Annotated in this window: 1 protein-coding gene (running past one end of the window); it reads right to left on the reverse strand. The window is 70.6% G+C overall.

Annotated features, from left to right (window positions below; genetic code table 11):
- Positions 1–13,853, reverse strand: the 3' portion of a protein-coding gene (locus BMY74_RS20370; protein WP_143091637.1) for a non-ribosomal peptide synthase/polyketide synthase. It continues 17,008 nt past the right edge of the window; the window shows 13,853 of its 30,861 coding nt (coding positions 17,009–30,861); the start codon falls outside the window, past its right edge — the gene reads right to left on this strand; it ends in the stop codon at positions 1–3.

Consider the following 13,853-nt stretch of genomic DNA (forward strand, 5'->3'; position numbering starts at 1 on the left):
TCACCCTCCCATCTGCTTGAGCACGGCGGCCAGACTCGCTTGATCGATGTTGGCCAGCGGGAAGTCGGACGGGGTCACGCCGCCCGCTCCGGACCGGCAGTGCTCCACAAGATCGCGGAGCACGTCCACGTACCGCGCCGCGAGACGCTCGACGGTCGTCTTCGAGTGGACGTTGGTGCTGAAATACCACTCGACCAGCAGGCGACCGTCCGAGGTCTGCTCGGCTTCGATGTGCAGAAGGTGCGAGCGGTTCCCCTGTTCGTTCTCCGTCGGCCCGCAGAGGTCGGAGGACAATTCTTCGCTGATCAATCCGACCGCGTCGTCGCCCGCCGCGTCGAACGCGCCGAGGTAGTTGAACAGCACCGGCCGCGCCGGTGCCGCGACCAATTTCTCGTCGCGTTCGAGGTAACGGAGGATCCCGTACCCGACGCCGCGGCGGGGCACCGTCCGCAGCTGCTCCTTGACCGCCTTGATCAGCTCACCGCTGTCGTCCAGTCGGTGGTGCCGCAGGCGCACCGGGAAGATCGACGTGAACCACCCGACGGTGCGGGACAGGTCGACGCCGTCGGCGATCGCCTCGCGGCCGTGGCTCTCCAGGTCGATCGTGACGTCCCCGACGCCGGCCCACTCGCCCAGCGTCCTGAGCAACGCGGCGAGCAGCAGGTCGTTGATCTGCGTCCGGTAGGCCTTGTGGGCCTCGCCGAGCAGCAGCTCGGTCGACCTGGCGTCGAGCCAGCCGCGAACCGTGCCGGCCGACTCCTCCGTGTTGGCACCACGACCGTCGACGGGCACCGCGGTGACGCGTTCGGTCTGCGCCACCCAGTGCTCGCGTTCGGCCCGCGGGTCGTCGGCGTGCAGCACCTCGGCCCACTGCTGGAACGACGTCGTCTTCGGCCCGAGCGGCCCGCCCTGGTAGACGGTGTCGAGGTCCTCCAGCAGCACGTTCCACGCCACGCCGTCCATGACGAAGTGGTGCGCGGTGAGCCCGAGCCACGCCGGGCGGTCGCCGCGGTCGAAGTAGAGCGCGGCCACGAGCGGACCGTCCGCGAGGCGCAACGACGTCTGCGCCTCGGTCATCAGCGCCACGACCTCGTCGTCGTTCTCCGCTGTGACGACACGCAGCACCTGGTGCTGCTCACCGTCGTTGTCCTGCAACCAGGTGCCGCCGTCCTGGCGGAACCGGATGCGCAGGGCGTCGTGGTGGGCCACCACGGTGTCGAGCGCCTTCGCGAGCCTCGCCGGGTCGGTGCCGGCCGCGAGCTCGAACACCCCCGACCAGTTCCAGTGGTCGCGGTCGGGGACGTCCTGCTCGACGAACCAGTGCTGGATCGGCGTGAGCGGAACGGGCCCGCTGACGACGCCCTGTTCCGCCAGCATCGCGGTGGGCGTGTCCCGCACGACCGGCGCGAGCTCGGCGATGGTCTGGTGGGCGAACACGTCCGCCACGTCGACCCCCAGACCGGCCGCGCGGGTGCGCGCCACGATCTGCAGGCTCAGGATCGAGTCGCCGCCCAGCTCGAAGAAGTTGTCGTGCACACCGACGCGGTCGAGGCCCAGCACCTGCGCCCACACCTCGGCCAGCACGTCCTCGACCGACGTCCGCGGCGCTTCGAACACCTCGGCCGTCGTCTCGGGCTCCGGTTCGGGCAGGCCCTTGCGGTCGACCTTGCCGTTCGGGGTGAGCGGCAGCTTCTCCAGTGCCACGAACACCGACGGCACCAGGTAGTCCGGCACCCGGTCCCTCAGCCAGTTCCGCAATTCCTTCGCGCTGAACTGACCCTCGGCCACGACGTAAGCGACCAGTCTCTTGCCGCCGTGCGGTCCGCCATCCCTGGCCACCACGACGACATCACGCACGTCGTCGTGATCACCGAGGACGACCTCGACCTCACCGGGTTCCACGCGATAGCCGCGGATCTTGACCTGCTCGTCGACGCGGCCCAGGAACTCGATCGTGCCGTCCGCACGCCAGCGAGCCCGGTCACCCGTGCGGTAGAGCCGTCCACCGGCCGAGCCGAACACGTCGGGCACGAACCGTTCCGCGGTCAGGTCCGGCCGGTTGACGTACCCCCGCGCCACACCCGGACCGCCGATCAGCAGCTCGCCCGGAACACCGACCGGTGCCGGGCGCATCATGTCGTCGACGACGACGGCACGGGCACCCGCGAGCGGTGTGCCGATGGGCACGACGGCCTGCGGGTGGTCCTCGCCGACCAGGTGGAAGATCGAGTCGATCGCCGCCTCGGTCACGCCGAACACGTTGCCCGGGACGGCGTTGGGCGCCACCTCGGCGACGGCCGTCGTCAACGCGTCGTGCGTCCACATGTCCGTACCCGAGATCACCAACCGCAGCGACTCGACCGGCCCGGCCGTGCGGCAGTGCGCGGCCAGGTCGCGGAGCAGCATGCCCGGCACGATCTCGGCGATCGCCACACCGTCGCCGGAAAGCGTGCGGTGCAACGACTCCACGGAGATGTGCTCGTCGTGCGGCAGGAAGACCACGGTCTGGCCGAACGCCAGCGCCCGGGTCATGTCCCCGATCGACACGTCGAACCCGGGCCCGGACATGGAGAGCACCGGACCGGGCCCGCCCAGCGAGGCCAGTCCGTCACGCCATCCGGCCACATAGGACGAAAGAGCGCCGTGGGTGACGGCCACGCCCTTGGGCCGGCCGGTCGAGCCCGACGTGTAGGCGATGTACGCCAACGCATCGGGATCCACCGGCGGCATCGGTTCGGCAGGAACCGCCGACGGCACGTCGACCATCAGCACCGCGTCGGCGAACCTGGCCGACGAGGTGGTCCCCGCCAGCTCGCCGACGAGGTCCGTGGTCGTGACGACCGCGACCACGCCGGCGTCCGCCAGCAGGTACCGCAGCCGGTCGGCCGGCAGCCCCGGGTTGACCGGCACGTACACGCCACCCGACCGCAACACCGCCTGGAACGCGACGGCCAGCTCGATCCCGCGCGGCACCAGCACGGCGACCGGCGATTCCGTGGTCACCCCGGCGCGCTTCAGCCGTGCCGCCAGCCTGGCGGACCGGTCGTCCAGTTCGGCGAACGTCAGGCTCCGGTCGCCGCACCTCGCGGCGACACCGTCCGTCCACCCCTCGATCAGCCGCGGCACGGGCAATTCGGTGGCGGCAATCGCCGTCTCGCCCTGTGCCACGAGTCGCGCCGCCTGCTCCGGACGCTGCAACGGCAGGTCGGCCACGGCCAGTTCCGGCTCGTGGGCCACCGCCGTCAGCACGACGACGAGCTGGTCGAGAACGCGTTCGACCGTGGTCGCGTCGAACGCGGCCGTGGAGAACTCGGCCTCGATCTTGAGCGTGTCCTCCAGGTCGACCGCGAACGTGAGCGGGTAGTTGCCCTGCTCGACGGACTCGACGGCGTCGGCCCAGTCCTCGCCCGTCTCGCCGGGTGCCTCCTCCTGCGGGTAGTTGCCGAACACGACGATGCTGTCGAACAGGCCGCGGCCGTGCGGGACGGCCGACCACCGCTGCACGTCCACCAACGGCGTGAACTCGAACCGTTGCAGCGCGACCTGGTTGTCGCTCAGCTCGTGCAACCACGCCGAGAACGGCGTGCCGCCGGGGACCTTGGCGCGGACGGGCAGCGTGTTGATGAACAACCCGACCATCGACTCGACCCCGGCGAGGTCCGCCGGACGTCCGGACACGGTCAGGCCGAACACCACGTCGGTCTCGCCCGCGTTGTCGGACAACACCTTGGCCCACGCGGCCTGCACGACCGTCGACAACGTGACGCGTTCCCGCCGTGCCAGCTCCACGAGCCTGCAGGTGACGTCGTCGTCGAGGTGCGTGCGGCGGCGGTCCTGCGCGTAGTGGCTCGCGGCCAGCCGGTCCACCGGTAGTGCGGTCGGTGCCTCGAACCCGGCGAGGTACGTGCGCCAGAACCCCTCTGTGTCAGCGGGATCGCGCTGACCGAGCCACGCGATGTAGTCGCGGTACGGACGCGCCGGCGGCAACGGCTGCCCCTGGTAGGCGAGGGACACCTCGTCCATCACCACCGGCAGGCTCCAGCCGTCGCACAAGCCCTGGTACAGGCCCCAGACCAACCAGTTCCGCCCGTCGCCGCGGTCCACCAGGTACAGGCGGGTGAGCGGTGGCCGGGCGAGGTCGAAGCCAAGCCCGCGGTCCTTGTCCAGCAGCTTCTTCAACCGCGCCTGCTGCGTGGCTTCGTCCACATCGGACCAGTCGTGGGTCGTCACGGGGACGTCGACCTCGGACAGCACGATCTGCACCGGTTCGCTGACGCCCTCCCACACGAACCCGCTGCGCAGCGCGGCGTGCCGGGCGATCACCTGACGCCAGGCCGCGGCGAGCCGGTCGGCGTCGACCGGCCCGGCCAGGTCGTAGACGCCCTGACCCCAGTAGAGGCCGTCACCCTCGTCCGGGGCGCCGACGACACCGAACAGCATGCCCGACTGCACCGGCGCCAACCGGTACACGTCGGCCAGGGCGCGGTTCGCCGCGAGCCCGTCGACCTCGGCCTGGGTGAGACAGGCCAGCGGGAAGTCCGACGGCGTGAAACCGCTGGCAGCACGGCAGTGCGCGACCAGCTCACGCAACGCCTCGACGTACCGGGCCGCGACCCGTTCGATCGTGGTGGTGTCGTGCACGTTCGCCGAGTGGAACCACTCGATCGACAGGCGGCCGTCCGCGGTCTGCTGCACCTCGAGCTGCAGGAGGTGCGACCGGGTCCCGCCGTCGGCCTCGCTCGGCCCGGCCAGGTCGGCGTCCAGCTCACGCCGGATCAGCCCGGACGGGTCGTCTGCGCCGTCGTGCGCGCCGAGGTAGTTGAACAGCACCGGACGCTCGGCGGCGGGCAGGTCCTCGTGCAGCCACCGCAGCACGCCGTGACCGACACCGCGGCGCGGCACCGACCGCAGCTCCTCCTTGACGGCCTTGATCGCCGCCCCCGGATCACCTTCGTGGGGGAGGCGCACCGGGAAGATCGACGTGAACCAGCCGACCGTGCGCGACAGGTCCGCGCCTTCGCGGCCGTGGCTCTCCAGGTCGATCGTGACGTGGTCAGTGCCGGCCCACTCCCCCAGCGCCTGGGCAAGAGCGGTCAACAGGAGGTCCTGCCCCTGTGTGCGGTACGCCTTGTGCGCGTCGCCGAGCAGCGCCGCGGTCGTCCCGGCGTCCAGCCACGACTGCACGATCCGTTCGGACGCGTCGTCGTTCGGCCCGTCCCCGTCGGCCGGGAGCGCGACCACGTCGGCGGTCGTGCTGACCCAGTGGTCACGTTCGCCGCTGGCGTCGTCGTCCTGCAGCTGCAACGCCCACTGCTGGAACGACGTCGTCTTCGGGCCGAGTTCTCGGCCCGCGTAGGCGGTGTCGAGGTCTTCCAGCAGCACGTTCCACGACACGGCGTCCATCACCAGATGGTGCACGGTCAGCCCGAGCCACGCCGGTTCACCGCCGCGGTCGAAGTGGACGGCGGCGATGAGCGGCCCATCGGCCAGCCGCAACGACTTCTGCGCCCAGGTCATCTCTTCGACGACGTCACGGCCGTCCGCCACCCGCAGGATCCCGCCGGACTCGACCGGCGCGTTGTGCTGGCTCTCCGGCGTGAAGCGGATCCGCAAGGCGTCGTGGTGGGCCACCACGGTGTCGAGCGCCCGGCTCAACCGGCCGGGGTCGGTGCCCGGTGCCAGTTCGAACATGCCCGACCAGTTCCAGTGGTCCCGGTCCGGGATGTCCTGCGCCAGGAACCAGCGCTGAATGGGTGTGAACGGAACCGGCCCGGTCACGGCCCCCTGCTCGGCCGGCGTCTCCGCCGCCGCCTCCCGCGCGACCGCTGCCAGCTCGGCCACCGACTGGTGCGTGAACACGTCGGCCACGTCGACCCCGAGTCCGGCCGCGCGGGTGCGGGCCACGATCTGCAGGCTCAGGATCGAGTCACCGCCGAGCTCGAAGAAGTTGTCGTGCACGCCGACGCGGTCCACTCCGAGGACCTGCGACCAGACGGCCGCGAGCGTCTCCTCGGCCGCGGTCCTGGGCGCGACGAACACCTCACCCGCGGTCTCGGGCTCCGGGTCGGGCAGCCCGCGCCGATCGACCTTGCCGTTCGGGGTGAGCGGCAGCTTCTCCAATGCCACGAACACCGACGGCACCAGGTAGTCGGGCACCCGCTCACGGAGCCACGACCGGAGCTCCTTGACGCTGAACTCACCTTCCGCGACAACGTACGCGACCAGTCGCTTACCGCCGTGCGGCCCGCCATCTCGTGCCACCACGACGACATCCCGCACGTTGTCGTGGTCACCGAGGACGACCTCGACCTCACCGGGTTCGACCCGGTACCCGCGGATCTTCACCTGCTCGTCGACCCGACCCAGGAACTCGATCGTCCCGTCCGCACGCCACCGCGCCCGGTCGCCCGTGCGGTAGAGCCGCCCGCCGGTCGAGCCGATGACGTCCGGCACGAACCGTTCCGCGGTCAGGTCGGGCCGGTTCACGTATCCCTGGGCCACACCGGCGCCACCGACCAGCAGTTCGCCCGGCACGCCCACCGGCACCGGCCGCAACGACCCGTCCACGACGAACGCCTGGGCACCGCGCAGCGGAGTGCCGATCGGCACCACAGCGGCAGGATGATCCTCGGACACGGCGTGGAAGATCGAGTCGATCGCCGCCTCGGTCACCCCGAACACGTTGCCCGGCACCGCGTTCGGCGCCACCTCCGCGACCGCGGTCGTCAACGCGTCATGCGTCCACATGTCCGTACCCGAAATCACGAGCCGCAACGACTCGACCGGCCCCGCGACCCGGCAGTGCGCGGCGAGGTCCCGCAGCAGCATGCCCGGCACGATCTCGGCGATCGCCACCTCGTGCGTGCGCAACGTGTGGTGCAACGACTCGACCGACACGTGCTCGTCGTGCGGCAGGAAGACCACGGTCTGTCCGAACGCCAACGCCCGAGTCATGTCCCCGATCGACACGTCGAATCCAGGACCCGACATCGACAGCACCGTGCCCGGACCACCCAGCCCGGCAAGCCCATCACGCCACCCGGCCACATAGGACGAAAGAGCGCCGTGGGTGACGGCAACGCCCTTCGGACGGCCGGTCGAACCCGAGGTGTACGCGATGTACGCCAGCGAACTCGGGTCGATCGGCGGGAGGGATCCGCTGACGGCCGGGGACGCCTCGTCCACCAGCAGCACCGCACCCGCGAACCCCGCCACCTCACCGGCCAGTGCCGCGGTCGTGACCACCGCGACCACACCGGCATCGGCCAGCAAGAACTCCAGCCGCTCGGCCGGCAGCCCGGGGTTCACCGGCACGTACACACCGCCCGACCGCAACACCCCCTGGAACGCCACCGCCAGCTCGATCCCGCGCGGCACCAGCACGGCGACCGGTGATCCGACCGCCACCCCTGCCGCCCGCAACCGCCCGGCCAGTCCATCCGCCCGAGCACCCAGCTCAGCGAACGTCAGCCGTTCATCACCGCAGATCGCCGCGACGCCGTTCCCGGCCGCGATCAGCTCCGGCACCGGTCGTTCCACCGCTGGCGCGGCCGTGCCGCCCCACCCGACGATCTCCGCCGCCTGGTCCGCGCGGTGCAGCGGGATGTCCTGGACCCGCAGGTCAGGCCTCCGCGCCACCGCCGTCAGCACGACCACCAGCTGATCGAGGACCCGCTCCACGGTCGCCGCGTCGAACGCCGCCGTCGAGAACTCCGCCTCGATCTTGAGCGTGGCCTCCAGGTCGACCGCGAACGTGAGCGGGTAGTTGCCCTGCTCCACCGACTCGGTGGCCTGCAACCAGTCCTCGCCGAGGTCCTCGGGCAGCTCCTCCTGCGGGTAGTTGCCGAACACGACGATGGAGTCGAACAACGCCCGGCCGTGCGGAACAGCCGACCACCGCTGCACGTCCACCAACGGCGTGTACTCGAATCGCTGCAGCGCGACCTGGTTGTCCCGCAGCTCGTGCAGCCATGAGGTGAACGGCACGTCCTCCGGCACGACCGTCCGCACGGGCAGGGTGTTGATGAACAACCCGACCATCGACTCCACACCGGCCAACTCAGCCGGACGACCCGACACCGTCAGGCCGAACACCACGTCGTCCTCACCCGACGACGCCGACAGCACCTTCGCCCACGCCGCCTGCACGACCGTCGACAACGTGACGCGCTCACGCCGTGCCAGCTCGACCAGGCTCGCGGTCACCTCGTCGTCGAGGTGCGTGCGCCGCCGGTCCTGCGCGTAGTGGCTCGCGGCCAGCCGGTCCACCGGCAGCACCGTCGGCGCCTCGAAGCCGGCGAGGTAGCCGCGCCAGAAGGACTCCGGCCCGGACGGGTCGCGGCCGTCGAGCCACGCGATGAAGTCCCGGTAGGGGCGGGTGGGCTCGAGGGGGCCGCCCTGGTAGGCCGCGGACACCTCGTCCATGACGACGGGCAGGCTCCACCCGTCACAAAGACCCTGGTAGAGCCCCCACACCAGCCAGTTCCGGCCGTCGCCGCGGTCGATCAGGTACAGCCGCGTCAACGGCGGCGCGGCCAGGTCGAAGCCGAGCGCGCGGTCGTACTCCAGCAACTCCCGCAACCGCGCCTGCTGCCCGGCATCGTCCACATCGGACCAGTCGTGCACCTGCAGGGGCACCTCGGCATCCGCCAGCACGACCTGCACCGGCTCGCCGACGCCCTCCCACACGAACCCGCTGCGCAGGGCCGCGTGCCGGGCGATCACCTCGCGCCACGCCGCGGTGAACCGCCCCAGGTCGATCGGGCCGGCCAGGTCGTAGACGCTCTGCCCCCAGTAGAGACCGTCGACCGGCGAGCCCACGACACCGAACAACATGCCCGACTGCACGGGAGCCAACCGGTACACGTCCGCCAGCGCATAACGTTCCGAGAGCAGGTCCACCTCGGTCTGCTTCAGCGACGCCAACGGGAAGTCCGACGGCGTGAACCCACTGGCAGCACGGCAATGCGCGACCAGTTCCCGCAACACCTCGACGTACCGGGCAGCGACCCGTTCGATCGTGGCGGTGTCGTGCACGTTCGCCGAGTGGAACCACTCGATCGACAACCGGCCGTCCGCGGTCTGCTGCACCTCGATCTGCACGAGGTGTGACCGCGTCCCACCCGCGCCTTCGCTCGGCCCGGCGAGATCGGGGTCGAGCTCACGACGGATCAGCCCGGACGAGTCGTCCGCCTCGTACGCGCCGAGGTAGTTGAACAGCACCGGACGTTCAGCGGCGACCAGCTCGTCCCGCAGCACGCCGTACCCCACACCGCGACGCGGAACGGCTCGCAGCTCCTCCTTGACGGCCTTGATCGCCGCCGCCGGATCGCTCTCGTGCGTCAGCCTGACCGGAAAGATCGACGTGAACCAGCCGACCGTGCGCGACAGGTCCGCGCCTTCACGGCCGTGGCTCTCCAGGTCGATCGTGACGTGATCGGTGCCCGCCCACTCACCGAGCGCCTGGGCGAGAGCGGTCAGCAGCAGGTCGTTGCCCTGCGTGCGATACGCCTTGTGCGCATCACCCAGCAGCACCGCGGTCGTCCCGGCGTCCAGCCACGACTGCACGACCTGTTCGGACGCGTCGTCGTTCGGCCCGTCGCCGTCGGCCGGAAGCTCTGCGACGTCCGCGGTCGCGGCCACCCAGTGGTCACGTTCGCCGCTGGCGTCGTCGTCCTGCAACTGCAACGCCCACTGCTGGAACGACGTCGTCTTCGGCCCGAGCTCCCGGCCCGCGTAGACGGTGTCGAGGTCCTCCAACAGGACATTCCACGACACCCCGTCCATCACCAGGTGGTGCACGGTCAGCCCCAGCCACGCCGGCTCGTCACCGCGGTCGAAGTAGACCGCTGCCAGCAGCGGTCCCTCCGCCAGCCGCAACGACTTCTGCGCCGCGGTCATCTGCTCGACGACGTCACCGCTGGTGACCACGCGCAGGAACCCGCCAACGTCAACAGGCGCGTTGTACTGGCCGTCCGGCGTGAACCGGATCCGCAGCGCGTCGTGATGCGCCACAACGGCATCGAGCGCCAGACCCAGCCGCTCGGGGTCGGTGCCCGGTGCCAGTTCGAACATGCCCGACCAGTTCCAGTGGTCGCGGTCCGGGATGTCCTGCGCCAGGAACCACCGCTGGATCGGCGTGAACGGCACAGGTCCGGTGACCACACCCTGTTCGGCCGACGTGGCCGCGGGGGTGTCCCGCACGGCGAGAGCGAGTTCGGCGATGGTCTGGTGGGCGAACACGTCCGCCACGTCGACGCCGAGACCGGCCGCGCGGACGCGGGCCACGATCTGCAGGCTGACGATCGAGTCGCCACCGAGCTCGAAGAAGTTGTCGTGCACACCGACGCGTTCCAGCCCCAGCACCTGCGACCAGACGGCCGCCAGTGCCTCTTCGGCAGTGGTGCGGGGCGCGACGTACGCCTCACCGGCGTTCTCCGGGTCCGGATCGGGCAGGCCACGACGGTCCACCTTGCCGTTCGGCGTGAGCGGCACCCGGTCGAGCGCGACGAACACGGACGGCACCAGGTAGTCCGGCACACGGTTCCGCAGCCAGTTCCGCAGTTCCCCGGTGTCGAACCCGCCTTCCGCCACCACGTACGCGACCAGCCGCTTACCGCCGTGCGGCCCGCCATCCCGCGCCACCACAACGACATCACGCACGTCCGGGTGGTCGCCGAGGACGACCTCGACCTCACCGGGTTCGACCCGGTACCCGCGGATCTTGACCTGCTCGTCGACACGCCCCAGGAACTCGATCGTCCCGTCGGCACGCCACCGAGCCCGGTCACCGGTGCGGTACAGGCGCCCACCGGAACCGGTGAACACGTCCGGAACGAACCGCTCCGCCGTCAGGTCCGGCCGGCCCACATACCCCTGAGCCAGACCCGGACCACCGACCAGCAACTCACCCGGCACGCCCACGGGCACCGGCCGCCACGACCCGTCCACCACGAACGCCTGCGCACCGGCCAACGGCGTGCCGATCGGCACCACGGCCGCCGGGTGGTCGTCCGATACGGGGTGGAAGATCGAGTCGATCGCCGCCTCGGTCACCCCGAACACGTTGCCCGGCACCGCGTTCGGCGCCACCTCGCCCACAGCCGTCACCAAGGCGTCGTGCGTCCACATGTCCGTACCGGAGATCACCAACCGCAACGACTCGACCGGCCCCGCGACCCGGCAGTGCGCCGCCAGATCACGCAACAACATGCCCGGCACGATCTCGGCGACCTCGACCTCGTGGTCCACCAACGTCTTGTGCAGCGACTCCACCGTCACGTGCTCGTCGTGCGGCAGGAACACCACCGTCTGCCCGAACGCGAGCGCGCGGGTCATGTCCCCGATCGACACGTCGAATCCAGGACCCGACATCGACAGCACCGTGCCCGGACCGCCCAACGAGGCCAGCCCGTCGCGCCACCCGGCCACGTACGACGAGAGCGCCGCGTGGGTAACGGCAACGCCCTTCGGACGACCGGTCGAACCCGAGGTGTACGCGATGTACGCCAAGGCGTTCGGGTCGATGCGTGGCTGCGTCGACCCCACGACGGGAGCCACGTCCTCCAGCAGGTGGACCTCACCGGCTAACCCGTCCAGCTCCCCGGCCAGTGCCGCGGTAGTCACAGCAGCGACCACACCGGCATCGGCCAGCAAGAACTCCAGCCGCTCCGCCGGAAGCCCCGGGTTCACCGGCACGTACACGCCACCCGACCGCAACACCCCCTGGAACGCCACCGCCAGCTCGACCCCGCGCGGCACCAGCACGGCCACCGGCGATCCCGCGGCCACCCGCAACCGGGCAGCCAGCCCGTCCGCCCGCGCACCCAGCTCGGCGAACGTCAGCCGCTCGTCACCGCACACCACGGCGACCTCGTCCGATGCCCATCCCGCGATCAGGTCCGGCACCGGCCGTTCGGCCACGGGCTCCGGCGTCCTGCCCGACGCGACCAGAGCGGCGGCCTGCTCGGGACGCTGCAACGGCACGTCCGCGACGGCCAGCTCAGGCCGTCCGGCGACAGCGGTGAGCACGACCACCAACTGGTCGAGGATCCGCTCCGCGGTCGCCGCGTCGAAGGCCGCCGTCGAGAACTCCGCCTCGATCTTGAGCGTGGTCTCCAGGTCGACCGCGAAGGTGAGCGGGTAGTTGCCCTGTTCCACCGACTCGGTCGCCTGCACCCCACCCAGGTCCTCCGGCAGCTCCTCCTGGGGGAAGTTGCCGAACACCACGATGGAGTCGAAGAGCGCCCGACCGTGCGGAACAGCCGACCACCGCTGCACATCCACCAACGGCGTGTGCTCAAAACGCTGCAACGCGACCTGGTTGTCCCGCAACAACGGCAGCCATTCGGCGAACGACAGGTCGGCAGGAACGGAGGCACGCACGGGAAGGGTGTTGATGAACAACCCGACCATCGACTCCACACCGGCCAACTCAGCCGGACGGCCCGACACGGTCAGACCGAACACCACGTCGTCTTCACCCGATGACGCCGACAACACCCTGGCCCACGCCGCCTGCACGACCGTGGACAACGTCACGCGCTCCCGGCGCGCCAGCTCGACCAGTCCGGCCGTGACGTCCTCGGTCAGGTGCGCGCGCCGCCGGTCCTGCGCGTAGTGGCTCGCGGCCAGCCGGTCCACCGGCAACGCCGTCGGTGCCTCGACACCGTCGAGATAGGTGCGCCAGAACCCTTCGGCGTCACGCGGATCGCGCTGGGCGAGCCACGCGATGTAGTCGCGGTACGGGCGCACCGGCGGCAGCGACTGCCGCTGGTACGCGGCCGTCACCTCGTCCATGACGACGGGCAGGCTCCACCCGTCACAAAGACCCTGGTACAGACCCCACACCAGCCACAACCGGCCCTCGCCGCGGTCCACCAGGTACAGCCGCATCAACGGCGGCGCGGCCAGGTCGAAGCCCAGCGCGCGGTCCTCCTCCAGCAACTCCCGCAACCGGATCTGCTGGACGGCACCGTCCACATCGGACCAGTCGTGCACCTGCAGCGGCACGTCGACCTCGGCCGGCACGACCTGCACCGGCTCGCTGACGCCCTCCCACACGAACCCGCTGCGCAGCGCGGCGTGCCGGGCGATCACCTCGCGCCACGCGACCGACAGCCGGTCGGCGTCGATCGGGCCGGCGAGGTCGTAGACGTTCTGCGCCCAGTAAAGGCCTTCGACAGGCGACCCGACGACACCGAACAGCATGCCCGACTGCACCGGCGCCAACCGGTACACGTCCACCAGCGGATAGCGCTCCGCGAGGAGGTCCACCTCCGGCTGGGCGAGCGACGCCAACGGGAAGTCCGACGGCGTGAAACCGCTGGCAGCGCGGCAATGCACGACCAGCTCACGCAACGCCTCGACGTACCGGGCGGCAACCCGTTCGACGGTGGTGGTGTCGTGCACGTTCGTCGAGTGGAACCACTCGATCGACAGGCGGCCGTCCGCGGTCTGCTGCACCTCGACCTGCACCAGGTGCGAGCGCGTCCCGCCCTCACCCTCGCTCGGCCCCGCCAGGTCGGCGGGAAGCTCCCGGCGGATCAACCCCACCGAGTCGACGGCGTCGTACGCGCCGAGGTAGTTGAACAGCACCGGACGATCAGCGGCAACCAACTCGTCGCGCAGCACGCCGTAACCGACGCCCAGACGTGGAACTGCCCGCAGTTCCTCCTTGACGGCCTTGATCGCCGCGGCGTGATCACTGTGGTTCGTGAGCCGCACCGGGAAGATCGACGTGAACCAGCCGACCGTGCGCGACAGGTCCGCGCCCTCACGACCGTGGCTCTCCAGATCCACCGTGACGTGATCACTGCCCGCCCACTCACCGAGCGCCTGGGCGAGCGCAGCCA

Source organism: Lentzea albida, assembly GCF_900111005.1.
Taxonomy (GTDB): domain Bacteria; phylum Actinomycetota; class Actinomycetes; order Mycobacteriales; family Pseudonocardiaceae; genus Lentzea; species Lentzea albida.